Source organism: Synechococcus sp. CS-1333 (assembly GCF_025128015.1).
Classification (GTDB): Bacteria; Cyanobacteriota; Cyanobacteriia; order PCC-6307; family Cyanobiaceae; genus MW101C3.
The window spans coordinates 73507-95811 of the sequence record NZ_JAHLYO010000034.1 but is presented as its reverse complement, the minus strand read 5'-3'; the positions used below and the strand labels follow the sequence as shown (position 1 = coordinate 95811).

Here is a 22305-nt window from a genome sequence, read left to right as displayed (position 1 = left end):
AGCGGAGTCGATGCCCCGGCCATTGGTCCCATCCCTGCGCTGGACCGATTTCATCACCCCTTCCACCCTGCAACTGGCGCCGCTCCTGGAGCTGCTGTTGGAGCCGATGCGCAGGGCCCACAACCTGGCCCAGCTTCAGCTCGGCTTGCAGGAAGCCCTGGTGAACGCCGTCCGCCATGGCAACGGCGGCGATCCGGGCAAGTGCCTGCGCATCCGTCGCATCCAGACCCCGCGCTGGATGATCTGGCAGATCCAGGACGAAGGCACGGGCGTGCCGACAGCGCGGCGCACCAGCGCGCTGCCGGAGGAACCCGGCTCCTGCTGCGGCCGTGGTTTCTTCCTCATCCACCACTGCTTCGACGATGTGCGCTGGAGCGACCGGGGCAACCGCCTGCAGCTGGCGGTGCAGATCCGGCCCGAACGGAGCTGAGTGCTCAGCAGGGTCCTTGGTTGGTGCCCACGACCTGAGGATCACTGCCTGCGGATCACTGCCTGCAGATCGCTGCCGGTGCAACACGATCGGATGATCCCTACCGGGAGCCGTGCCCATGGCTCGGGCAGCCGGGGTCGCTTCGCTCCCCTTTCAGCCAGCCCAGGCCGTGCTCCAGCAAGGCGATCGCCTCCGCATGGGCGACAGGGTCGCGGCGGTGGGCCGGACTGGCCTCGCTGAGCAGATGCACCAGCGCCGAGGCGATCTGCTCGGCCGCGCGCCTGGGCTTATGGCTCTTGTGCGCATGCCAGTCGCGGCCATCGATCACCAGCAGACGCTGCAGCTGCTCGGCCAGCTCACGGCTGCCCTGCGGCCATCCGGTTGCAGGGCCAGTGCCGGAAGAGGGCTCTGTGCTGGTGGCAGGGTTGGTGCCTGTGCCGGTGGAGGGGCCGGTGGAGAGGGCAGAGCTGCCGGAAGGCATCGGCACTGGACGAAACCAAGGGGGGGATCCATCCTGGCGGCATGACCAGCGGTTTGACCCCTCGCAGCCGTCCCTCCAGTCGCCAGGCGGGGGGATGGCTGCACAGCCTCTCACGCATGCTGGCAGTGGCCGCCCGGGCCGAGCGGCTCAAGCCGGACGACAACAGCAGTGGCGCCCGGCGCCTGCGCCAGCGGCTTGAACTGGGCCAACGCCTGCTCGACCCGCTGCCCAAGGCCCTGCGCACCTCCAACTGGCAGGAGGAGGTGGTGTGGAAAGCCCTGCGCTGGGGTGGAGCCGGAATGCTGCTGGCCCTGTGGTTGAAGCGCTGAGCAGCCGTATCAGACCGTAACCGCTGCCTCGCGAGGGCGTGTGGCGCACCAGACCCGGGTCATGAAATGCGTCTGGGCCGTGACCGCCTCGAAACCGGCCTGTTGCAGCCGGGCTTCGATGTCGTCGCCCACGTAATCGCGGTAATAGGGCTCGTGGAACACACGGCGGAAGTTCTCCATCGCTGCAGAGAACTGGGGCGAGTCGGCCAGCTGGATCGAGTCGGCCAGCAGTAGGACCCCTCCCGGCTCGAGCACCTTGAAGCAGGCGTTGATCACGTTCTGCCGCGCCTCGGCGGGAAGTTCATGGAGCAGGAACACGCAGGTGACGGCCTGGAAGGAGCCATCGGCGAACGGAAGGGCCTCAGCATTGCCCTGCACCAGCTGGGGCAGCTCACCCGGCAGCTGGCTCAGGCTGCGGTTGGCTTCACGGAGATAGGCGGCCGAGAGGTCGAGGCCCACCAACTGCACCCCGGGCAGGGCCCCGCGCAGCTGGCGCAGGGTGCGGCCCGTGCCGGCGGCCACATCAAGCACCCGCAGCTGACCCGGACGACGATCGGCGAAGGCGCGCAGGCCCCGCTGAAGCGGCGCCAGCAGACGGCGACGCATCGGATCGGCGGTGCCGTTGAACAGGATCTCCACCTGCAGGTCGTAGAGCGCGGCGGAGTGGTCGCTCAGGTAGCCGTCGGTCTGGTGGTGGAAGTTCTGCAGGTAGTAGCCGGGGTAGTTCTCCGGCTCCACATCCCGCGGCAGGTCGCGGACATTGCGCTGACTGCGCCGGCTCCAGATGTTGGGCAGGTCGAGCCAGACCAAGGGGTAGCGGGTGGCCCAGTCAAGCCAGGGGGCATCGAACAACAGCGAGGCGGGATAGACCCCCCGCTCCGCTTCCTGCCAGTCGAGTTCCAGCAAGCGGTCCATGGAGGCGCGCAGCTGGTTGAGCATCTCCGGTGGCACTGGGACGGTCTTCGGGCCCCCGTCGGCGGCCAGCAGCTGCCCCAGACGGGTGCTCAGCTCCTTGTGCGCCACTCCCACCAAGCTCTTGCCTTGCTGGAGGGTCTGGTACGCGAGCTTGCTCACGGCATCGGGCATGGCGGCGCGGGAACATCCCTTCACATCGGCTTCATTCCAGCGGATCGCCGCGGAGGTCGCGAGCCCCACGCGCCCGAATCTTCCGGCGAAACCGGTCCGATCGCGGGCTCAGACCGACAGGAACGGCTCCCCTTGAGGTGGGGCCAGCGGCAGTCGCCGCCGCTGTCGCTCGATCCAGACGGCAATCCAGGCACTGCTGAACACGTCACCCTCCAGCAGGAAGGCATGGTCCGTGGCCAGAGCCTCCAGCGCGGCGAGCGGGTGCGTGGTCAGCGGCGGGAACGGGTCTGGCTGGGCCTCCGCCGGCGGATGGGAGGGCTCGAGCGCCTGGATTCCGCCGGGATCGATCTGGCGGCGGATGCCATCGAGGCCCGCCAGCAGCAGGGCGCTCCAGGAGACGTAGGGATTGGCAGCGGCCTCAATGGCCACGAACGCCAGTCGCTGGCTGGCCGGCGTGGGCCGGGCCACCGGCAGACCTACCACGGTGCTGCCAACCCCTGGTGCGTAGGCCCGGCGCAGTGGCGCAGCGCTACCGGCGCCCCCCCAACCGCCATCGATCGACGCACCGGTGCCGGTGAGGGCAAGCAGGGCCGGGGCATGCAGCAACAGCCCACCGATGTACCAGCGGGCCGTCTGGGAGAGATCGGCGCGGGTGCCTTCGCCGTAGAACAACGGCAGGCGGGCCTTGCGAAGGCTCTGGCTCACCGGCAGGCAGCCGGCCGCCTCCACCGGCCGCTCCGCCGCCACCAGGGCCGCTGACAGCCCGCAACAGGCGGCCAGCTGATGGGCGGTGTAGCCGAGCCGCATCAGGCCATCGGCAGCGGGAAGCAGCTCCGCGGCCTGCAGGGGGGCCGGCGTGCCCAGCAGCGAGAGCAATTCGCTGCGGAAGGCCAGCGACCGCTCCGGCAACGCTGCTGCCTGTCCGTGCCCCCCCAGGGGGATGCGGCCGGCGGAGCGTTCACCGGCGCCACGCAGCAGCAGATGCGGAGCCACCTGGAACAGGGCCGTGTCCGCCAGGCCAGAGCTGGCCAGCGCCTCGGTGGCGCGGCTGGCCAGCGAGCGGGCGCAGCCGGGATGGCCATCGGAGCGGCAGCGCATCCAGCCGAACAGGCTGAGCGGTGCGGTGGGTAGGAACGGATCACGCCAGGCACTGGCGGCATCGAGCACCACCGCCGCTTCCTGCAGATCCCCTGCCGCGAGCGACTCCCCGTCGAAGCCAGCGGCGGGCAGGGCTGCAACGGACACACCTTCGCTGAAACTGGACGGCTGGATCAGCTCGGCGGCCACGGTGAGGTGATGCCAGCGGCCGGACAGGTCGCAGAGGCCGAGATCGACCCGTTCGATCGCCTGATCGCGCAGCCGGCGCAAGACGTCATCGACGGTCAGAGCCATGGGCGAAGGGGAAGGCAGAGGAGCGCAAGTGGGAACCAGCAGACCAGCATGACCCCGGCCCCCTTGGCACCGGCGGGTCTGAAACAGGCCGAACGGCCTGCGTAACCGTTTCTGTCAGATTCGGCAGATCCCTCAGCAGGACAGGGTTCTGGGCATTTCACAGTGCTAGCTTCCAGCCCAGGTGCGTCGATTTCAACGTCATGCGCGATGCCATCACCGGTCTGATCGGCCGGTATGACCAGCTGGGGCGCTATTTCGATCGGAACGCGATCGATCGCATCTCCGCCTACCTGGCGGAAGGCGAACAACGGCTCATGGCGGTGGAAATCATCAACCAGGGAGCCACCGACATCGTGCGGGAAGCCAGCCGGCGCCTGTTCGAGCAGGATCCCGAGCTGCTGCTGCCCGGCGGCAATGCCTACACCACCCGGCGCCTGGCGGCCTGCCTGCGGGACATGGACTATTTCCTGCGCTACGCCAGCTACGCCCTGATCGCCGACGACGCCACGATTCTCAACGAGCGGGTATTGAACGGTCTCGACGACACCTACAAGAGCCTGGGAGTTCCCACGGGCCCCACGGTGCGCAGCATCACGCTGCTGGCCGATGTGGTGATGGAGCGGCTGGCCGAAGCCGGTTTCGATCCGGCTCCGCTCGTGCGGGTCCCCTTCGATCACATGGCCCGTGGCCTGTCTGCGCTCGACGTGCGCTGCCGCTGAATCCGCTCCAAGCCGTGTCTGCCCAGGGCCAGCTCTGGCCTCTGGGTAGGCTGCAATCCACTTCTTCGACGCCCTGCTGGCCTTGGTCACACAGTCTTCCGATCTCCCGGTGAACGATCGTCATCGGCTCCCCCTGGAACCGATCGCCACCCCCGATCGCCTGCTGCTGGGCCCAGGGCCGTCGAATGCCCATCCCACGGTGCTGGCTGCACTGGCACGCACACCGATCGGTCACCTCGATCCGATCTACATCGAGCTGATGGGCGAGGTACAGGAACTGCTGCGTTACGCCTGGCAGACCGACAACCGCCTCACCATCCCGATGAGCGGCACCGGCAGTGCCGCCATGGAAGCCACCCTGGCCAACACCATCGAACCGGGTGACAAGGTTCTCGTGGCCGTGAAGGGCTATTTCGGCCTGCGGCTCGTCGACATGGCCCAGCGCTACCGCGCTGAGGTGGTCACGATCGAGCGCCCCTGGGGGGAAGCCTTCAGCCTCGAAGAGCTCGAAGCGGCGATGGCGCTCCACAAGCCAAAGATCCTGGCGCTTGTTCATGCCGAAACCTCCACCGGCGTGTGCCAGCCGATGGAAGGCATCGGCGATCTCTGCCGCCAACACGACTGCCTGCTGCTGCTCGATACGGTCACATCGCTCGGCGCCGTGCCGGTTCATCTCGACGCCTGGGGCGTGGATCTCGCCTACAGCTGCAGCCAGAAGGGGTTGAGCTGCCCTCCCGGCCTCGGTCCGTTCACCATGGGCCCTCGGGCTGAAGCCAAGCTGGCCGCCCGTAGCGGCAAGGTGCCCAACTGGTACCTGGATGTGTCACTGCTCAACCAGTACTGGGGGAGCAACCGGGTGTACCACCACACGGCCCCGGTGAACATGAACTTCGGCATGCGCGAAGCGTTGCGCCTGCTGGCGGAGGAAGGCCTGGAGCAAGCCTGGGCCCGCCATCGCAGCAACGCCGAGCGCCTCTGGAGCGGCCTGGAGCACCTCGGCCTGGAGCTGCATGTGCCCGAGCCCCTGCGGCTGCCCACGCTCACCACGGTGCGCATTCCCGAAGGTGTGGATGGCAAGGCCTTCAGCCTCCATCTGCTCAACCGCCACGGCATCGAAGTGGGCGGCGGGCTCGGCGCGCTGGCCGGCTCGGTGTGGCGCATCGGCCTGATGGGCTACAACAGCCGCGCCGAAAACGTCGATCTGCTGCTCAATCTGCTGGAGACGGAGCTGCCGGCGTTCCAGTCGGGCCGCACGGCCGTCGCTGTCGCCGCTGCCTGAACCAATCCGCCAGGAGCAGGGTGGCCTGCACCTCCAGCAAGCCACCCTCCACCTCCATGGGGTGGTGAGCACTCGGGTGCCGGGCCAGGTCCACGCTGCCACCCAACCCTCCGCGTTTGGCATCTCCGGCGGCGAACAGCACCCGCCCCATACGGGCCTGCACCAGGGCGCCAGCGCACATCGGGCAGGGTTCGAGCGTCACGATCAAGCTGCAGTCGTTGAAACGCCAGCTGCCACGCATGGCCGCAGCCTGGCTCAACGCCACCAGCTCGGCATGACCGAGTGGATCCTGATCCAGCTGGCGGCGGTTGCTGCCCCAGCCGAGGCAGCGCCCTTCCCCATCCAGCACCACCGCCGCCACAGGGATCTCTCCCCTGTCACCGGCGCGGCGGGCCTGGCGCAGCAAACGCTCCATCCACAGGCGCTGCTGGGCGGCAGGAACGGGCGGAGGGCTCAGCACAGCGCAGCGGTGGCCGGGTCGGGCACCCAGCGTGTCAGTGCCTCCATGCTGAGGGACGGCAAGGGAGAATGAAGCCCCTTCCTGCACCGCCGTTGGCCGTCACGCCACACCTGCACCAGGCGCTTGAGCCGTTGCCGTTCGCAGCGCCAGGGCAGGCCGATCCGCTGCTGGAAGCGTTTCTCAACGGGGCGGTGCAGCAGCTCTGCCAGTGGCTGGGCACAGCCACCAGCCGCCCGCCGCTGCCCGGGCTGAGCCTGTTGCCGGAACTGGAGCCCCGCCGCCACGGCCTGGATGGCACCACGCTGCTGGCCGACCTGCAGGTGTTGATGGACGGGGCCTACAACCCCAACCACCCCGGCGCCCTGGCCCACCTCGATCCGCCGCCGCTCACCGCTTCGCTGGTGGGGGATCTGGTCTGCGCCGGTCTGAACAACAACCTGCTCTCCGAAGAGCTGTCCCCCTCACTCAGCCGCCTGGAGCGGGGCCTGTGCGGATGGCTGGCCCGTCGCCTCGGGCTGGGAGACGCCGCTGGCGGCATCCCAGCCAGCGGCGGCAGCCTCAGCAACCTGATGGCGCTGGTCACGGCGCGCCAGAGCCGCGGCCTGCAGCACCGCCCAGACGTGGTGGTGCTGACCAGCACCGACGCCCATGTATCGCTCGACAAGGCGGTGCTGGTGATGGGACTGCCGCCTGAGGCCTTGCTGCGGCTGCCCACCGATGCAGAGGGGCGGCTGGATCCGCAGCGGCTGGAGCAGGCGCTCACTGACCTGCAGCGGGCCGGCCGGCCGGTGCTGGCCGTGGTGGCCACCGCCGGCACCACGGTGCGCGGCGCCGTGGATCCGCTGGAGCCCCTGGCCGAGCTGTGCCAGCGCCATGGCCTCTGGCTGCACGTGGACGGGGCGATCGGTGGCGTGCTCGGCCTCAGCACCGTGCACTGCGGGGGTGTCGCAGGGCTGGGCCGGGCCGATTCGGTCACGTTGAACCCCCAGAAGCTGCTTGGGATCACCAAAACCTCTTCGCTGCTGCTGCTGGCCGAGCCCGACGCCCTGCACCAGACCTTCGGCACCGGCCTTCCCTACATGGAACCCAGCTGGGGAGGCGCCCATGGCGGCGAGTGCGGGCTACAGGGAAGCCGCAGCGCTGAGATCCTCAAGCTCTGGCTTGGCCTGCGTCAGCTCGGGCTCGAGGGGATCGACCAGCTGGTGGGCGAGGCGATCGCCCGCCGCCAGCGGCTGGAGCAGCTGCTGCACGCCGCGGCCCCGGCCGGGGCCCTCAGCCTGGTGGGTGGCCCGTTGCACCTGCTGGCCTTCCGGCCCAGCGGCGCCGATGCCCAGGCCTGCGCCCAGTGGTCGCAGCAGTGCCGTGCGGCGCTGCTGGCGGAGGAGTTGATGCTGTCCCGGCCGCTGCATCAGGGCCACCATCACCTCAAAGCGGTGCTGGGCAACCCCCACACCCAGGGCGAACATCTGGAGCGGCTGGCCGCCGTGGTGGCCCGCTCGCTGCCCGTGCCTTCCGCGCTGCTGGTGCCTTCCCATGGCTGATTCCGACAAGCGCGGCCGCTGGGTGGCCATCCTCACCGGGGCGATCTCGATTCTGATCGGGGTGCTCTACCTCGGGCTGATCACGGTGCTCGACGCCCGCGGCCCCCTGCTTCCCCCTCCCCCCGAGGCCCTGGGCGTGGCGGCAGCTGGGGGTCCTTCCGCCGCTGCAACGGCTCCACCACCCGGTTGAAGGCCGCCTGCAGGAAGTCCTTGAGGGCCCCCTCGCGGCGGTTGAGGTCGTAGAGGCGGCGCACCACCTCCTGCATGCCGCCATCACCCCAGTCCTGCCCCTGCTCGAAGTAGGTGAGAAAGCTCTGACCGGCAATGCGGGTGAACCAGGCCGCACTCACCCCCTGCACCGCCTTGCTCACGATCAGCGCCGGCAGGTTGAGGGTGAGGGCGGAGCCGATCAGGGCCAGCCCGCCCTTGATCACGCCAAGACCGGCCAGCGTGCGCCCCACCGACAGGGCCAGATCCTGGCCGGCCTCCCGGGTGAGGGTGACGCCATAGACCTTGCCAAGCTCCACCACCATCTGGGCGTTCACCGCCGCGGTGCCAAGCAGATCCACCACGGGCAGGGGCGTCACCACGAGCACGCCGGCACCGATCCACATGTAGCGATCCACGATGCGTTCGCCGTCGCTGCGGCGCTGGGCGCTGAGCAGGGCCCGGCTGGCCTCGCTCAGCCGGCGGCTCTGCAACAGGATGTTGTCCGCCAGCAGCTCCTCACCGTCCTGATGCAGCACGGTGGCGATCCGCCGCAGCAGGACATCGATCTCCGGCAGTGGCTGGTGCGGGCGGCCCCCGGGCAGCGGTACCGACTGGGGGGCGGCGCTGGCGGGCAGCACGTCCTCGTCGGCGAGGCGGCCGGAGCAGCGGCGGCGCAGCAGCTCAAGCAGGCGGCGCTCCTCCTCCTGGCCACGCAGATCGCACTTGTTGAGCACCAGCAACAGGCGCTTGCCGAGGCTGGCGAGCGCCTCGAACACCTCCAGTTCAGCGGCGCGCAGGTCGCCGTCGACCACGAACAGCAGCAGATCGGCGCGGGCGGCCCGTTCCCGCGCCGTGATCTCCCGTTGGCGGCCATCACTGCCTGCTTCCAGAATGCCGGGGGTGTCCACCAGCCGCAGACCGCGGCGCAGTCCCTTGAGCCGCAGGCGGTAGACGCGGCAGTCGCCGGTGGATCCCATCGCGGCACCCACCTCCCCCACCACTTCATCCAGCAGGGCACGGATCAAGGAGGTCTTGCCGGTGGAGCCGGTGCCGAACACCACCAGCTCGAGATCACCACGGGCCAGCTCCGCCTCCACCCGTTCCCGCTCCTGCCGCAACGCCACGCGCGCCACATCGTCCCGGACCCGTTCAAGCACCTGATCGATCGCCTGCAGCTGCTGTTCGGCCGCCTCCTGGCGGTTGCCGGGCGCCACGGCCGGCGGTGGCGGCGCTGCCGGCGGGGGGCGGCGGCGCCAGGCCAGCAGCCAGGGGCCGGCAAAGCGGGCCACCAGCAGCACACCACCACCGATCAACAGCAGGGTGACCGGGCCCACCAGCCAGGCCGGCAGCAGGTAGCTGAGTTGCCAGAGCAGATTGTTGACAGCCTGGATCAGCACGGAGGCCGCCACGACGGCGGCCAGCGCCACCGCCAGCCAGATCCAGAGGCGGAAGCGGGGCATCAGCGCCGGGAGACGGCTGCTGGGGTGCCGCTGGGCGCCGCCCGCATGATGTCGCCCCAGAGGGCTGCGGCCTGGGCGCTGGAGCCACCGGTAGGGCGGTTGTCGTCGTTGCCGAGCCAGATGCCCATCACCAAGTGCCGGCGCGGTTCGAAGCCCACGAACACCAGGTCACGCGCCTCGTTGGTGGTGCCGGTCTTGCCACCCTCGTTGCCACCCAGGTAGGCGGCAGTGCCGGTGCCGGAACGCACCACCGCGCGCATCATCCCTTGCATGGCCTTGGCCGTCTGGGGTTTCACCACCTGCCGCCCCGGGCTCACGCTTCTGGCAGTGCGGGCCCGCTGCTCGCGACAGCGGGCACTGTCGAGGCCGGCACAGGTTTCGGCATCGGTGAGGCGGCGGATGGTGCTGGGCGCATGCCACACCCCGTCGTTGACCACAGCCGCGTAAGCGGCGGTGAGCTCAGTCAGCACCACCTCACTCTGGCCAAGGGCCAGCCCGGGAACGGCATGCAGCGGCGAGGTGATGCCGAGGTCTCGGGCCGTCTGCTCGACCGCCTCCAGCCCGACGCGGCGGGCCAGCCGCAGCGCGGCGGTGTTGCTGCTCATCGCGAAGGCCTGCCGCTGGCTGATCGCGCCGCGGCAGGTGCTGGCGAAGGATTGCCCCGCCCAGGTGAGCGGGCCGCAGTCGATGCCATCGCCGGGCTTGGCACCACGCTCCAACGCCGCCACGTAGGTGAACAGCTTGAAGGTGCTGCCGGGCTGCCTGAGGGCCATGCTGGCCCGGTTGAACTGGCTGCGCTGGTAATCGCGGCCGCCGGCGATCGCCAGCATCCCGCCGGTGCGGCTGTCGAGCACCACCACCGCCCCTTCCGAGGCGCCGCCGCGGGCCAAGGCCCGCCGCAGCTGGCGCTCCACCACCTGCTGCATCGCCGGATCAAAGTGGGTCTCCACCAGGAAGTTGCCCTCCACGGCCACCTCCGCACCCACCAGGGTTTCCAGATCAGCGCGCACCTGATCGGTGTAGAAGGGCGCCGGGCGTCCCTGGCCACCGCGGCAGGCCTTGGGGCCGAGCTGAATCGGCCGGCGGCGGGCCTGGCGGGCCTGATCGGCGCTGATCTTTCCCGTGTCGGCCATCTTGGCGAGCACGGCATTGCGCGCGTCCAGCGCCGCCTGGGGATTGGAGCAGGGATCATGGCCGTTCGGCGAAGGGAGCAGACCCACCAGCAGGGCCGCTTCATCCAGATCGAGCCTGGCGGTGGGTTTGCCGAAGTAGCTGCGGGCGGCATCCTCGAAGCCCCAGCCCACGCCCAGATACACCCGGTTGAGGTAGCTGAGCAGCAGCTCGCTCTTGCTGAATCGGGCTTCCAGCTGCAGCGCCACCAGCAGCTCGCGCCACTTGCGGGCCAGGGTCTCGCCCTGCCCCACCTGGTCGGGGTAGAGGCTGCGGGCCAGCTGCTGGGTGAGCGTGCTGCCCCCCTCCAGCACGCGCCCGCCCAGCAGGTTGGTGACCAGGGCGCGACCGGTGCCGATCGGATCCACCCCCGGATGCCACCAGAAGCGGCTGTCCTCACTGGCCAGCAGTGCATCCCGCAGCACCGGCGGGAAATCGGAGAGGTTCTTGTTCTCGCGGTGTTCGCGCGAATCGGCTGATTGCAGGGGCCGGTTGGCGCGGTCGTAGAGGGCCAGCGGGCCCCGCACCGGCGCCAGGCTGCCGCGCAGCGGCAACTGCAGCGCTGACAGACCCAGCAGCAGCAGGCCGGCCCCGGCAGCGCCCGCCAATGCCAAGGTGCCGGCCCGGGCCAGGCGCAGCAGCCGGGGCATGGGTCGCCGCTGGAACACCAGCTCTGGCAACCCCGGCTCCGAGGGCGGGCCGAGCCGCACCACGTCGCCGTCCCGCAGGAGCAGTGCTGTCACCCGGCTGCCGCGCCAATAGAGGCCGTTGGTGGAGTTGTCATCGCGGATCAGCCAGTCACCGCCCACCTGCTCCAGCAACGCGTGCTGCTTGCTCACCGCCGGATGGTCGATGCCGACCTCCAGGCGGTTATCGCGGCCGATGCGATAGAGGCCGCCGTAGAGCGCCAACCGGCGTGAGGGCTGACCGGGGAGGAACACCTCCAGCACAGCGCCTCCCGCTTCGGGCGGCTGCGCCAGGCGCTGCTTCAGGCGCTCAAGTCCCGCGACCACGGCTCTCCTCCAGCAGGTCGAGCGCCAGGCAGATCACGGCCACGTTGATCGCCACATCCGCCAGGTTGAACACCGGAAAGCGCACCGGCACCAGTTCGAGAAAATCCACCACCCAGCCGAGCCGCCAGCGGTCGAGGCCATTACCGAGCGCACCACCCAACAGCGCCCCCACCCCCAGCCACTGCCAGCGGCGCAGGCTGCTCTGGCGCTGGATCCACACCCCCAGGCCGATCGCTACCACCAGGCTCACGAGCGCCAGCGCCTTGGTGGAGCCGGTGAACAGGCTGAAGGCGGCGCCGGTGTTGAAGACGAGGCGCAGGCGCAGCAGACCGGGCAGCAACGGGCTGCTCGAGGTGCCGGAGAGGGCCGACAGGGCCCAGGCCTTGCTGGCCTGATCGAGCACCAGCACCACCAGGGCGGTGATCCAGGCGGCGCGGCGGCGATGGCCGGCGAGGCTCATGACGGCCCCCCGTTCACGAGCTGACCAGCAGCAGCCGGCGCAGCGGCACGGCCAGCACCGCCACGGCGCAGCAGAGCATCAGCTGGGGCAGCAGCGGACCGAGGCTGTAGGCGAGCAGCAGATCGCCCAGGCCCCCTCCCCAGCGGCCCACCAGTCCACCGAGCAGCAGGTAGGCGAGGCCGCACAGCTGGATCACCCCCAGGCCGAACAGCGCCGCCCCCATCAGGCGCAGCAGTTCGCCCATGCCGGGCTGGCTGGCCAGGCGGCCGCTCAGCCAGGCGGCCGGGATGAAACCGGCCAGAAAGCCGAAGCCCGGATCGAGCAGGTAGGCCATGCCGCCACCGGTGTGGAACACCGGCAGCACCAGCAGGCCAAGGCTCAGGTAGGCCACCGCCGCCAGCAGGGCCGGCCGTGGGCCGCACACCAGGGCAGTGAGCAACAGGGCCGGCACCTGTGCGGTGACCGGCAGTTCGCGCAGGGCGTACCCCCCATCCACGAAGGGCATGGCAACGGCGACACGGATCAGGCCGCCGCTGATGATCAGCAGAAGTCCGACGATGGCGCCGCTGCAGTTGGCTAAGGCCCGCAAGCAAGGGAGATCTGGTTGGCTCCATCCTGCTGTAGTGGGGGGCAGCTGCACAGCCTTGCCAATGGACGAACCGCCATCCCCTGCCTATGCCGTCGGTGACTTGGTGCAGCTGGGCGAGCGGCCGGCCTATCTCAAGACCGCCGACCCGATGCCGATGCTGCGACCGCCCGATCTGGTGGACAGCGGAGAGGTGGGTCAGGTGGTGAGCCTCAGAGCACTGGGACAGCTGGCCGTGCGCTTTCGGCGTGGCACCTTTCTGCTGGAGCCCGATCAGCTCTGCGCCGCCGCTGACACGGACCCCCCTGCCGAACGCCCCAACGGGTGAGCGGCCCAGGCCCGTTCCGCCATGGCGAGGGCGCCAGCGGGACCGCACAGGCTGAGGCTGGGGGCTGCCAGCAAACTGCGCGCCACTTGCTGCAGGGCGTGGGGGGTGAGCGCTTCGGCGCGGGCCACCGCCTCATCGGCGTAGGACCAGGGCAGGCCATGGCCGAGCACCAGCGCCTGGCGATCGGCCACCTGGCCACCCGTCTGGCGGCCAACCGCAGCGGAACCGCGGAACTTCGCGAGGGCGAGCTGCCACTCCGGGAGGGTGAGGGGTTGATCCAGCAGCCGCTGCCATTCGTTCAGCAGCTCGGTGGTGGCCAGCGCCGCCCGCTCGGCTGAACTGGAGAGGTGGCAGACGAACGGGGCGGCCCCGCGGCGAGCCGGCAGGTGCACACCCACGTCGTAGGCAAGGCCGTGCTCTTCGCGCAGGGCCACGAACAGCCGGCTGGACATGCCCACACCGAGATGGCACTGCAGCAGGCGCAGAGCCAGGGAGCGGGGATCGGCCAGGGGCACCGTGGCGGCTCCGAGCATCAGCACCAGCTGCTCGGTGTCCTGCTCCACCGTCACCAGCTCAGGGCCGCCGCAGCCTGCGGGGCCGGCGCCGGGCTGCGGCGCAAAGGTGGTCCAGGGAGAGGGTTCCTGACCCTCATCCGCCACCTCCAGCAGATCCCGCACCGCCTCGGGCGGTTGGCCCGCCATCACCAGCACCGCCCCCTGCGAGCCGAGCCCGGCGGCGGCCTGCGCCAACCGGGGCCGCTCCACGGCGGCGAGCTCATCGTCCACACCCAGGGGGTCATGGCCGTAGCCCCCCTGGCCGTAGAGCTGGCGGCGCAACAGATCGTGGGCCTGCTGGAACGGATCTTCCCGCTGGCGGGCGAGGGTCTGCAGGTTGAGCTGCCGCTCAAGGCTGAGCTGATCCGGCGCCAGCCACGGGCTGCGCACCATGGTGTGCAGCAGCGGCAGCACGGCAGAGGCATCGGCCGTGGCGCACTTGAGGCTGATCACCAGGGCGTCTTCGCTGGCTTCGCAGCGCAGTTCATCGCCGAGGCCCTCCACCAGATCGGCAATCGCCTCGCCACTGAGGTTTCCGCAGCCGCGCGTGAGCAGGCCGGCCAGCAGCTGGGCGCGACCCCGCTCACCGGGCGGGTCGGCAGCGCTGCCGCCCCTGATCCAAAGGCGCGCCGACAGGATCGCCGGGCCAGGGCGCCGGCTCACCCAGACCGGACAGCCGCTGCTCAGGGTGAAGGTGTCAGGCGCCGGCAGGGGGGGGATGGGAGGAATGCTCATGCGGGCAGGGCCAGCACACGGCAGGCGCGCTCGGGGGCGAACAGGGGCAGGATCTCAGCGTGCAGCCGTTGCGGCGTCCAGAGCCGCAGCCGTTCGAGCGGCTCCTGCAGTGGCTCCAGCCGCCCCCAGAGGCTCTGGTTGCCGATCAGCCCCGCCACCGGCGAAGCCGCCTCCAGACCGAAGCGATAGCCGTTCGCCACCAGCCGCTGGGCCCGCTCCCACTCGCTGGTGCTGGGGGGCGTGGCGCTGAGCTCCTGCCAGACCTTGCCGATCTCCGCCTCCACAGCCTCCGCCTGATCGGGTTCGCAGACGGCTTCGAGCAGGGCCAGGCTGCCGGCCTCGAGCACGTTGAGATCGAGGTCAACACTTTCCACCAGGCGCAGATCCTCCCGCAACCGCTGCACCAGACGGCTGCGGCGTCCCTCCGCCAGCAGGGTGGTGAGCAGGTCAGCGCCGGCCGTGGCCTCCAGATCGGCAGCGGCGGGCAGTTGCCACACCATCAGCAGGCGGGCCGCCTCCAGGCGAGGGAGCCGGAGGGTGTGGCGGCCGGGCTGCAGCGCGAGGACTGGGGCAGGAGCGGCCGAGGGCGCAGAAGCAGGGGCCGATGGAGTGGCTGGTGTGGTGGTAGCAGGGGGCTCGCAGGGTCCGGCACTGGCGGAGAGGCCTGCTGGATCAGCTAGGTCGGCCAGGGCGCTGCCCGCCACCATGGCCTCGAGATCCAGGCCATCGAGGGCACCGGCCACCGCCAGGCTGCAGGCGCTGGGCCGGTAGCCGCGCCGGTGGAAGGCAGCCATGCGCTCGGGGTTGTGGCGGGTGAGGGCCTCGCGCTCACCGAGAATCGCCAGTCCGTAGGCATGACCTGGGCAGGCCAGCGCCAGCAGCCGCTGGAAGGCCACGTCCTCCGGCTGGTCTTCGCTCTGGGCGAGTTCTTCGAGCACCACCTGGCGCTCCATGTCGAAATCGGAGGCCTCCAGGCGCGGGTGCAGCACCAGATCCAGCAGCAGATCGAGGGCTTCCGCCGCCGCCGCCGGTGGAATCAGCACGTGGTAGTGAACGTCATCGAAGCCGGTGGCGGCATTGCTGCTGCCGCCGAGCGCCTCGATGCGCTGATCGAACGCTCCCGGGGCAAGGGTTTCGCTGCCCTTGAACACCATGTGCTCGAGGAAGTGGGCCAGGCCGGATTCGGCCGCCTGCTCGCTGGCGCTGCCGGCGCGGCACCAGAAATCCAGGCAGACCACCGGCGCCTGCTCCTGCCGCACACTCACCACCGGGACGCCGTTCTGGAGATGGAAGGCCTGGGGCGTCGGCAGGGCCTCATGCAGGGCAGGCAGGGAGCTCAACGGTTCAGATCCTGGCCGTGGGAAGATCAGCATTCTGCTGGCTGAGGCTGCATTGGCGAGCGCCACGATCCCAGCCACCGGCGGGGTGCACCCCTTGGTGGACACGCTGGCGGCAGCGATCCGCAGCAGCTGGCAGGCGCTGCCAGAGCTGGAGCCGTTGGCGATCGCCGACGACCTGGAGGCGATCAGCGGCAGCCTCGATGGCGAGCGGCTGTTCATCCACAACGAGCTGCGCCGCTGCCGCGGCCTGCGCAAGCTGCATCTGGAAACCGCCCGGCTGGGGGCCGGTCTGCAGATCCTGCACTGCGTCTACTTCCCTGATCCCCGCGCCGATCTGCCGGTGTTCGGCGCCGACATCGTGGCCGGGCCGGCGGGGGTGTCCGCCGCGATCGCCGATCTCTCCCCCACCCGCGGTGCGCTGCCGGAGGGCATCGCCGGGGCCCTGGCGGCCCTGCCGGTGCATCCCTTCAGCCAGCCACGGGAGCTGCCGCCCTGGGGCACGATCTTCTCGCCCTACGTGCGGTTCGTGCGCCCGGCAACCGCCCAGGAGGAGGGCTGGTTCATTGAAGAAGTGCAGGGCTTTCTGGCGGTGCTCTCGGCCGCAGCCCAGGCCGCCCACTTTCAATCCTGGGACGATCCAGCTACGGTTGCCCGGTATCACGGTCAGCTGTCGTATTGCCAGCAACAGAAACGAAACGACAAGACGCGGCGGGTGCTGGAGAAGGCCTTCAGCCCAGCGTGGGCCGACCGGTACATCGAGGAGCTTCTGTTCGACGATCCGCCGGAGCTTCCCTGACTCCCGGCCGTCCCCGCGCCCTGCGCATCGCGATCGCTGCGCTCGTGGTGGCGGGCGTGGCTGCGGTGGCCTGGCAGTTCCGCCCGAAGCCGGCACCCACGCCGGCACCCGTCGCCAGCAACCGGCCTGCCGTGGTGGATGCCATTTCGGCGCTGGGCCGGCTCGAACCGGCCGGTGACATCCGCAATCTGGCGGCACCGATGTCGGAGATGGGCGGCAGCCCCCGCATCTCCGAGCTGCTGGTGCAGGAGGGCGACAGCGTCACGGCGGGGCAGTTGCTGGCGCGCTTCGACAATCGCCCTTCGCTGCTGGCCCGGCGCAGCCTGGAGCGCAGCCGCATCGCCAACTTGAACCGCAGGGTCGCCGTGCTGGAGCGTGAAGTGAACCGCTACCGCCAGCTCGCCCGCAATGGCGCCGTCGCCGCCTCCGAACTGGAAACGCGCGAACTCACGCTGCTGGAGCTGCAGGGCAACCTGCGTGAAGCCCGTGATCAGATCGCACGCACCGAAACCGATCTGGTGAACAGTGAGTTGCGTGCTCCGATCAGCGGCACCGTTCTGAACGTCGAAGCCCGGGCGGGCGAGCGGCCCGGCGACAAGGGCATCCTCCAGATCGGCGCCAGCGACCGCATGGAAGTGGTGGCCGAGGTGTACGAGAGCGACATCCGCCGGGTGAAGCTCGGCCAGACCGCCAGCATCAGCAGCGAGAACGGCGGCTTCGATGGCAGCCTGCGCGCCCGCGTGATCCGGATCAGTCCGCAGGTGCAGCAGCGGGAGGTGCTCGCCACCGATCCCACCGGCGATGCCGACGCGCGGGTGGTGGAGGTGCGGCTCGCGCTGGATCCGGCCGATACCGCGAAGGTGCGCAACCTCACCGGAACCAAGGCGATCACCCGCTTCGACCCATGAGCCGGAGCCTGCCGTGATGCGCGTCCCCTTGCTCGGGGATCTCTGGGCCGCCCGGCGCATCCCCCTGGCCTGGCTGCTGCTCACCCGTCAGCCCATGCGGCTGCTGGTGGCGCTGGCGGGTATCAGCTTCGCGGGCATCCTGATGTTCATGCAGCTGGGCTTCCGCGACGGCCTGTTCGACGCCAGCATCACAATCCACCGGCTGTTCGACGCCGACCTGGTGCTGATGAGCCCGCGCACGATGAGCTCGATCAGCATGTCGAGCTTTCCGCGCCGCCGGCTCGTGCAGGCCCTCGGTGACCCTGCGGTGCAGGGGATCACCCCTGTGCACTGGAGCTTCCTGCTGTGGCGCAACCCTGAAACGCTCGCCACCCGTCAGATCCTGGCGCTTGGCTTCGAGCCGAACGATCCCCTGTTCACCGACCCGGGCCTGGCAGCCAAGGCGAAGCTGCTCACCCAGCGCGACCGGGTGCTGTTCGATGAGGCCTCAAGGCCGGAGTTCGGGCCGGTGGGTCCGTGGTTCCGCGAAGGGAAGACGGTGGAAACCGAGGTGGATGGCAAACGGGTGCGGGTGGCAGGCCTGGTGGCCCTGGGCCCCTCCTTCGGCGCCGACGGCAACCTGATCACCAGCACCGAAACTCTGCTGCGGCTCAAACCCAACACCCCGCCGGGGGCGATCGAACTGGGCCTGATCCGCCTTCGGCCCGGCGCTTCCCCAGAGGTGGTGCAACAGCGGTTGCGGGAGCGACTGCCCGCCGACGTGACGGTGTTCACCAAGCAGGAGTTCGAGGAAGCCGAGAAGGACTACTGGCGCACCAGCACCGCGATCGGGTTCATCTTCACGCTCGGTGCCGCCATGGGCTTCGTGGTGGGCTGCGTGATCGTGTACCAGATCCTCTACAGCGACGTCAGCGACCACCTGCCCGAGTACGCCACCTTGATGGCGATGGGCTACCCGCTGGTGACCCTGCTGGGGGTGGTGGCCCGGGAGGGCATCCTGCTGGCCGTGCTCGGCTATGTGCCGGCCTACGCCGCCGGCACCGGCCTGTACCACCTGGTGCGCTCCGCCACGCGCTTGCCGGTGGGGATGGAAGCCAGCCGCTCCCTGTTGATCTTCGGCCTGATCCTGGTGATGTGCATGGGCTCCGCAGCCCTGGCCATGCGCAAGCTCGGCGATGCCGATCCTGCCGAAATCTTCTGAGGCCTGCGCCGATGTCCCCTGTCACCAGCACCGTCACGAGCCCAGCCGACTACGGCAGAGCCGATGCCGGCGCCAACGCCTCGGCCATGGTGGAGATCAGCGGCCTCTGCCATTCCTATGGCAAGGGAACGATGCGCCGGCAGGTGATCCAGAACGTGGATCTGCGCATCGACCCGGGCGAAGTGGTGCTGCTCACCGGCCCGTCGGGCTGCGGGAAAACCACGCTGCTCACGCTGGTGGGGGCGCTGCGCCAGGTGCAGGAGGGCCACGTGCGTGTGCTGGGCCAGGCCTTGGAGAACAGTGGCCGCGGCGAGCGACAGCGGTTGCGGCGCCGCATCGGCATGATTTTTCAGGGCCACAACCTGTTGCGTTGCCTGACGGCCGAGCAGAACGTGCAGATGGGAGCGGATCTGCTGCCGGGGCTGGGCTACCGCGCCCGCCGCGACCAGGCCCGCGAATGGCTGCGGGCCGTGGGGCTCGGCGATCACCTGGGCAAGTTGCCCCACGACCTCTCGGGCGGTCAGAAGCAGCGGGTGGCGATCGCCCGGGCCCTGGCCACCCATCCACGCCTGCTGCTGGCGGATGAACCCACCGCCGCCCTCGACAGCCAGAGCGGCCGCGAGGTGGTGGAACTGCTGAAGCGCCTGGCGCGTGAGCAACAGTGCGCCGTTTTGATGGTCACCCACGATCCGCGCATCCTTGATGTAGCCGACCGGCTCGTGAAAATGGAAGACGGTCGCCTGTCGTCCGCGCCACTGGCGATCGCTGCGACAGCGCACTGAGGCGCGGCCCGGAAGCTGCGCTCCAGCGGAGCAGCTGGCTACAGCTGTGAGCTGCGGCGGTGAACTGCTGCCATGAGCTTCAGCTGAGCTGCCGCAGTGAAACTGGGCCGTCGGAAACGGCGGCGATCCAGGGCCGTGCGAAAGGGCAGTGCTGGCTGGGCGGGCTGAAGCCGCTCGGAACCCATTGGCTAGAGTGAACGATCTCCCGTACCCAGGTCGTCCATGGCGAAACGCCGGAACCTCAAAAAGGAAAAGCAGGAACGTAACCGCTCCTACGCCCGCAAATTCAAGAAGCGCAAGCTCCGCAACGACGGTCGCGGTGAAGGTGCCGGCAACGGTGTCACCGGCACCGCCAACAACGGTGGCGCCGCCGACTGAGCCGTCGCGCCACGTCCCTTGATCAATGCAAAGGGATCCTGCGGGGTCCCTTTTTTTGCCTCTCGATTCGCCCTCCCCTCCGGCTTCCCCCGTCCTCCCTTCCTTTCAGGCGCATGTTTCTCAGCGTCGTCATTCCCACCTACAACCGCCGGCCCATCCTCGAGAAGGCACTCACCGCGCTGGAGCAGCAGCGGCTCGGAGCCCCGATCGAGGCCTACGAAGTGGTGGTGGTCGACGACGGCTCCACCGATGACACCCCCGCCTGGCTGCGCCAGGAGGCCGGCCGCTTCCCCCACGTGCGGCTGGTGGAACAGGACCATGGCGGGCCGGCGGAAGGGCGCAATCGAGGCGTCGCCCATGCCCGCGGCGATGTGATCGTGTTCATCGACAGCGATCTGGTGGTGAATGACGGCTTCCTGCTGGCCCATGCCGAGGCGCTGGTCGCCTACTGGGAGCGGCACGGCCACCACCGTTGCTTCACCTACGGCGCGGTGATCAACACCTCCAACTTCGAGGACCCGCGCAGCGAACCCCACAAGCTCAGCGATCTCTCCTGGGCCTACTTCGCCACCGGCAATGTGGCGATCGACCGGGCACTGCTGGAGCAGGCCGGCCTGTTCGATACCGGCTTCCGGCTCTACGGCTGGGAAGACCTCGAACTGGGCGAACGGCTAAGGCAGCTCGGGGTGGAGCTGGTGCGCTGCCCTGCAGCGGCGGGGTATCACTGGCATCCGGCCCTGCGCCTGGAACAACTGCCCGATCTGGTGCGCATCGAGCAGGAACGGGCGCGCATGGGCCTGGTGTTCTACCGGAAGCACCCCACCCGCAGGGTGCGCTTCATCATCCAGTTCACCTGGTTGCACCGGCTGCTGTGGGAGGTGCTCACCCTCGGCGGGCTGGTCAACGAACGCACGCTGCGGCCCCTGCTGGCCTGGTTGATCCGCCGCGGCCAGCCGGGGCTGGCGATGGAGCTGCTGCGGCTGCCACTCAACCGGCTTGGCGTGCGGGCTCTTTACCGGGAAGCAAGAGCCGCAGGGCTGCGCTGAAGGCCCGTTTGGTAATTTGAGTGGTCCCCACAAACCGCACACCTGTCCGTTTCGGGTGTTCACACGATCAAGGGCGGCTCTTTCTCGAGTCGCTTCGTGCTGAACCCAGGCAGGTGGAGGCGAACCCGAAACCCTCCCCACCCATGGCTGTCGTAACCCTCTCCGAAATGATGGAGGCGGGTGCCCACTTCGGGCACCAAACCCGCCGCTGGAATCCCAAGATGTCGCGCTACATCTACTGCGCGCGCAACGGGGTCCACATCATCGATCTCGTGCAGACCGCCGTCTGCATGAACAACGCCTACAAATGGACCCGCAGCGCCTCGCGCGCTGGCAAGCGGTTCCTGTTCGTGGGCACCAAGAAACAAGCCTCCGAAGTGATTGCCCAGGAGGCTGCCCGCTGCGGCGCCGCCTACGTGAACCAGCGCTGGCTGGGCGGCATGCTCACCAACTGGAGCACGATGCGCGCCCGCATCGATCGCCTCAAGGATCTGGAGCGGATGGAGTCTTCCGGCGCCATCGCCATGCGGCCGAAGAAGGAAGCGGCCGTGCTGCGGCGCGAGCTGGAGCGGCTGCAGAAGTATCTGGGTGGTCTGAAGAACATGCGCCGCCTGCCGGATGTGGTTGTGCTGGTGGACCAGCGCCGCGAAACCAACGCCGTTCTGGAGTGCCGCAAACTCGACATTCCCCTGGTGTCGATGCTTGACACCAACTGCGACCCCGACCTGGCCGACGTGCCGATCCCCTGCAACGACGACGCCGTGCGTTCCGTGCAGTTGGTGCTGGGCCGCCTGGCCGATGCGATCAACGAAGGTCGCCATGGTGCCCAGGAACCACGCGACGACGACGAGGGCTGAGGTCCTCCTCCGCCTCCCTCAGCCTCTTCACTCCCTCTCCCTTCTCCCCCTCCGTTTCTGTCATGGCTGAGATTTCAGCAAAGCTCGTCAAGGAACTGCGCGAAAAAACCGGCGCAGGGATGATGAACTGCAAGAAGGCACTGGCCGAAAACGCCGGTGACATGACCAAGGCCGCCGAATGGCTGCGCCAGAAGGGCATTGCCACTGCGGAGAAGAAAGCCGGCCGTACAGCAGCGGAAGGGGCGATCGGCAGCTACATCCACACCGGCGCTCGCGTCGGTGTGCTGCTTGAACTCAACTGCGAAACCGACTTCGTCGCCCGCGGTGATGTGTTCCAGGAGCTGCTGCGCAACGTGGCAATGCAGATCGCCGCCTGCCCCAACGCCGAATACGTGAGCACCGAGGAGATCCCCCCGGAAATCGTCGATCGCGAGAAAAGCATCGAAATGGGCCGCGATGATCTTGCCGGCAAGCCCGACAAGATGAAGGAGAAGATCGTCGAGGGACGCATCGGCAAGCGGCTCAAAGAGCTCGCGCTGCTGGAGCAACCCTTCATCAAGGACAGCGCGATCACTCTGGCCGAACTGGTGAAGCAGGTGGCCGGTCAGGTCGGTGAAAACATCCAGGTGCGGCGCTTCACCCGTTACACCCTGGGTGAGGGCATCCAAGTCGAAGCCAGCGATTTCGCCGCTGAAGTGGCGGCCATGAGCGGTCCGAGCGCTTGAGCGGCTCCGCCGGAGTCCTCCTCTCCGTGGAGTGTCAGC

The 22305-nt window shown here is 69.2% G+C and carries 24 protein-coding genes; 14 read left to right on the top strand and 10 right to left on the bottom strand.

Features of this window, described 5'->3' with window-relative positions; translation table 11 throughout:
• Positions 1-10 precede the first annotated feature (10 nt).
• Positions 11-430 (top strand): ATP-binding protein, encoded by a 420-nt coding sequence (locus KQ303_RS14145; RefSeq protein ID WP_259730777.1) that lies wholly within the window; start codon positions 11-13, stop codon positions 428-430.
• 100 nt (positions 431-530) lie between these two features.
• On the opposite strand, the gene KQ303_RS14140 is transcribed toward KQ303_RS14145, so the two are convergent.
• Entirely contained in the window at positions 531-911 is a 381-nt protein-coding gene (locus KQ303_RS14140; RefSeq protein ID WP_259730851.1) for a DUF6439 family protein, read from the bottom strand.
• 41 nt (positions 912-952) lie between these two features.
• On the opposite strand from KQ303_RS14140, the gene KQ303_RS14135 reads away from it, so the two are divergent.
• A complete protein-coding gene (locus tag KQ303_RS14135) occupies positions 953-1240 on the top strand; it encodes a hypothetical protein (RefSeq protein WP_094513133.1) in 288 nt (95 codons plus the stop codon).
• 9 nt (positions 1241-1249) lie between these two features.
• Here the strand turns inward: KQ303_RS14135 and KQ303_RS14130 are convergent, their stop codons facing one another.
• Together KQ303_RS14130 and KQ303_RS14125 are read right to left on the bottom strand one after the other, a co-directional pair.
• A complete protein-coding gene (locus tag KQ303_RS14130; RefSeq protein ID WP_259730850.1) occupies positions 1250-2326 on the bottom strand; it encodes a class I SAM-dependent methyltransferase in 1077 nt (358 codons plus the stop codon).
• A 108-nt stretch (positions 2327-2434) separates the two neighbouring features.
• On the bottom strand, positions 2435-3718 hold the full coding sequence (locus tag KQ303_RS14125) for a hypothetical protein (protein WP_259730776.1): 1284 nt from the start codon (positions 3716-3718) through the stop codon (positions 2435-2437).
• Positions 3719-3918: 200 nt separating this feature from the next.
• Here KQ303_RS14125 and KQ303_RS14120 point away from each other — a divergent pair, with 200 nt between their 5' ends.
• A complete protein-coding gene (locus KQ303_RS14120) occupies positions 3919-4437 on the top strand; it encodes an allophycocyanin subunit beta (protein WP_094513131.1) in 519 nt (172 codons plus the stop codon).
• Between the two features lie 109 nt (positions 4438-4546).
• Positions 4547-5716, top strand: a complete 1170-nt coding sequence (locus KQ303_RS14115) for an alanine--glyoxylate aminotransferase family protein (RefSeq protein ID WP_259730775.1) — start codon at positions 4547-4549, stop codon at positions 5714-5716.
• Here KQ303_RS14115 and KQ303_RS14110 read toward each other — a convergent pair.
• Positions 5646-6176 carry a nucleoside deaminase gene (locus tag KQ303_RS14110; RefSeq protein WP_399233888.1) on the bottom strand — a complete coding sequence of 177 codons (531 nt, stop codon included), beginning with the start codon at positions 6174-6176 and terminating at the stop codon, positions 5646-5648. The genes KQ303_RS14115 and KQ303_RS14110 overlap by 71 nt on opposite strands.
• Positions 6177-6244: 68 nt before the next feature.
• On the opposite strand from KQ303_RS14110, the gene KQ303_RS14105 reads away from it, so the two are divergent.
• Positions 6245-7717: a pyridoxal phosphate-dependent decarboxylase family protein gene (locus tag KQ303_RS14105; RefSeq protein WP_399233885.1), complete on the top strand. Its 1473-nt coding sequence runs from the start codon at positions 6245-6247 to the stop codon at positions 7715-7717.
• A gap of 80 nt (positions 7718-7797) precedes the next feature.
• Here KQ303_RS14105 and KQ303_RS14100 read toward each other — a convergent pair whose 3' ends face one another.
• From KQ303_RS14100 to KQ303_RS14085, 4 genes are read right to left on the bottom strand one after another with little or no spacing between them, the layout of a single operon-like run.
• Positions 7798-9387, bottom strand: a complete 1590-nt coding sequence (locus tag KQ303_RS14100; protein ID WP_259730773.1) for a YcjF family protein — start codon at positions 9385-9387, stop codon at positions 7798-7800.
• Positions 9387-11570 carry a transglycosylase domain-containing protein gene (locus KQ303_RS14095; protein ID WP_399233882.1) on the bottom strand — a complete coding sequence of 728 codons (2184 nt, stop codon included), beginning with the start codon at positions 11568-11570 and terminating at the stop codon, positions 9387-9389. Before KQ303_RS14095 ends, KQ303_RS14100 begins: the two co-directional genes overlap by 1 nt.
• Complete coding sequence (gene lspA / locus KQ303_RS14090; protein ID WP_255101267.1) at positions 11554-12030, bottom strand: signal peptidase II; 477 nt, start codon at positions 12028-12030, stop codon at positions 11554-11556. Before lspA ends, KQ303_RS14095 begins: the two co-directional genes overlap by 17 nt.
• Before the next feature lie 13 nt (positions 12031-12043).
• Positions 12044-12619, bottom strand: coding sequence for a biotin transporter BioY (locus KQ303_RS14085; RefSeq protein ID WP_094513125.1), 576 nt, complete (start codon positions 12617-12619; stop codon positions 12044-12046).
• Positions 12620-12680: 61 nt separating this feature from the next.
• Between KQ303_RS14085 and KQ303_RS14080 the strand changes: the two genes are divergently transcribed.
• A complete protein-coding gene (locus KQ303_RS14080) occupies positions 12681-12944 on the top strand; it encodes a DUF3148 domain-containing protein (protein ID WP_259730772.1) in 264 nt (87 codons plus the stop codon).
• Here KQ303_RS14080 and KQ303_RS14075 read toward each other — a convergent pair.
• Together KQ303_RS14075 and KQ303_RS14070 are read right to left on the bottom strand one after the other, a co-directional pair.
• Positions 12890-14233, bottom strand: a complete 1344-nt coding sequence (locus KQ303_RS14075) for a pitrilysin family protein (protein WP_259730771.1) — start codon at positions 14231-14233, stop codon at positions 12890-12892. The two genes, KQ303_RS14080 and KQ303_RS14075, sit on opposite strands and share 55 nt — an antisense overlap.
• Positions 14230-15573, bottom strand: coding sequence for a pitrilysin family protein (locus tag KQ303_RS14070; RefSeq protein WP_259730770.1), 1344 nt, complete (start codon positions 15571-15573; stop codon positions 14230-14232). Before KQ303_RS14070 ends, KQ303_RS14075 begins: the two co-directional genes overlap by 4 nt.
• A gap of 52 nt (positions 15574-15625) precedes the next feature.
• Here KQ303_RS14070 and KQ303_RS14065 point away from each other — a divergent pair, with 52 nt between their 5' ends.
• From KQ303_RS14065 to tsf, 8 genes are all read left to right on the top strand, one after another.
• On the top strand, positions 15626-16369 hold the full coding sequence (locus KQ303_RS14065; protein WP_255141197.1) for a phycocyanobilin:ferredoxin oxidoreductase: 744 nt from the start codon (positions 15626-15628) through the stop codon (positions 16367-16369).
• Complete coding sequence (locus tag KQ303_RS14060; RefSeq protein WP_259730769.1) at positions 16312-17277, top strand: HlyD family efflux transporter periplasmic adaptor subunit; 966 nt, start codon at positions 16312-16314, stop codon at positions 17275-17277. The genes KQ303_RS14065 and KQ303_RS14060 overlap by 58 nt, the downstream gene beginning before the upstream one ends.
• Before the next feature lie 16 nt (positions 17278-17293).
• On the top strand, positions 17294-18478 hold the full coding sequence (gene devC / locus KQ303_RS14055) for an ABC transporter permease DevC (protein WP_255101273.1): 1185 nt from the start codon (positions 17294-17296) through the stop codon (positions 18476-18478).
• A gap of 86 nt (positions 18479-18564) precedes the next feature.
• Positions 18565-19260, top strand: coding sequence for a DevA family ABC transporter ATP-binding protein (locus KQ303_RS14050; RefSeq protein WP_094513461.1), 696 nt, complete (start codon positions 18565-18567; stop codon positions 19258-19260).
• A 222-nt stretch (positions 19261-19482) separates the two neighbouring features.
• A complete protein-coding gene (locus KQ303_RS14045; RefSeq protein WP_011129965.1) occupies positions 19483-19638 on the top strand; it encodes a hypothetical protein in 156 nt (51 codons plus the stop codon).
• 113 nt (positions 19639-19751) lie between these two features.
• Complete coding sequence (locus KQ303_RS14040; protein WP_259730768.1) at positions 19752-20684, top strand: glycosyltransferase family 2 protein; 933 nt, start codon at positions 19752-19754, stop codon at positions 20682-20684.
• 143 nt (positions 20685-20827) lie between these two features.
• A complete protein-coding gene (rpsB, locus tag KQ303_RS14035) occupies positions 20828-21541 on the top strand; it encodes a 30S ribosomal protein S2 (RefSeq protein ID WP_094513119.1) in 714 nt (237 codons plus the stop codon).
• Positions 21542-21603: 62 nt separating this feature from the next.
• Positions 21604-22266 (top strand): translation elongation factor Ts, encoded by a 663-nt coding sequence (gene tsf / locus KQ303_RS14030; RefSeq protein ID WP_259730767.1) that lies wholly within the window; start codon positions 21604-21606, stop codon positions 22264-22266.
• The last annotated feature ends 39 nt before the right edge of the window (positions 22267-22305 follow it).

What these genes read in the sequence shown, in the direction of transcription:
- KQ303_RS14145 (WP_259730777.1), top strand. Translation starts at nt 11, where the DNA reads ATGCCCCGGCCATTGGTCCCATCCCTGCGCTGGACCGATTTCATCACC.
- KQ303_RS14140 (WP_259730851.1), bottom strand. Translation starts at nt 911, where the DNA reads ATGCCTTCCGGCAGCTCTGCCCTCTCCACCGGCCCCTCCACCGGCACA.
- KQ303_RS14135 (WP_094513133.1), top strand. Translation starts at nt 953, where the DNA reads ATGACCAGCGGTTTGACCCCTCGCAGCCGTCCCTCCAGTCGCCAGGCG.
- KQ303_RS14130 (WP_259730850.1), bottom strand. Translation starts at nt 2,326, where the DNA reads ATGCCCGATGCCGTGAGCAAGCTCGCGTACCAGACCCTCCAGCAAGGC.
- KQ303_RS14125 (WP_259730776.1), bottom strand. Translation starts at nt 3,718, where the DNA reads ATGGCTCTGACCGTCGATGACGTCTTGCGCCGGCTGCGCGATCAGGCG.
- KQ303_RS14120 (WP_094513131.1), top strand. Translation starts at nt 3,919, where the DNA reads ATGCGCGATGCCATCACCGGTCTGATCGGCCGGTATGACCAGCTGGGG.
- KQ303_RS14105 (WP_399233885.1), top strand. Translation starts at nt 6,245, where the DNA reads ATGAAGCCCCTTCCTGCACCGCCGTTGGCCGTCACGCCACACCTGCAC.
- KQ303_RS14100 (WP_259730773.1), bottom strand. Translation starts at nt 9,387, where the DNA reads ATGCCCCGCTTCCGCCTCTGGATCTGGCTGGCGGTGGCGCTGGCCGCC.
- lspA (WP_255101267.1), bottom strand. Translation starts at nt 12,030, where the DNA reads ATGAGCCTCGCCGGCCATCGCCGCCGCGCCGCCTGGATCACCGCCCTG.
- KQ303_RS14080 (WP_259730772.1), top strand. Translation starts at nt 12,681, where the DNA reads ATGGACGAACCGCCATCCCCTGCCTATGCCGTCGGTGACTTGGTGCAG.
- KQ303_RS14075 (WP_259730771.1), bottom strand. Translation starts at nt 14,233, where the DNA reads ATGAGCATTCCTCCCATCCCCCCCCTGCCGGCGCCTGACACCTTCACC.
- devC (WP_255101273.1), top strand. Translation starts at nt 17,294, where the DNA reads ATGCGCGTCCCCTTGCTCGGGGATCTCTGGGCCGCCCGGCGCATCCCC.
- KQ303_RS14050 (WP_094513461.1), top strand. Translation starts at nt 18,565, where the DNA reads ATGGTGGAGATCAGCGGCCTCTGCCATTCCTATGGCAAGGGAACGATG.
- KQ303_RS14045 (WP_011129965.1), top strand. Translation starts at nt 19,483, where the DNA reads ATGGCGAAACGCCGGAACCTCAAAAAGGAAAAGCAGGAACGTAACCGC.
- KQ303_RS14040 (WP_259730768.1), top strand. Translation starts at nt 19,752, where the DNA reads ATGTTTCTCAGCGTCGTCATTCCCACCTACAACCGCCGGCCCATCCTC.
- rpsB (WP_094513119.1), top strand. Translation starts at nt 20,828, where the DNA reads ATGGCTGTCGTAACCCTCTCCGAAATGATGGAGGCGGGTGCCCACTTC.
- tsf (WP_259730767.1), top strand. Translation starts at nt 21,604, where the DNA reads ATGGCTGAGATTTCAGCAAAGCTCGTCAAGGAACTGCGCGAAAAAACC.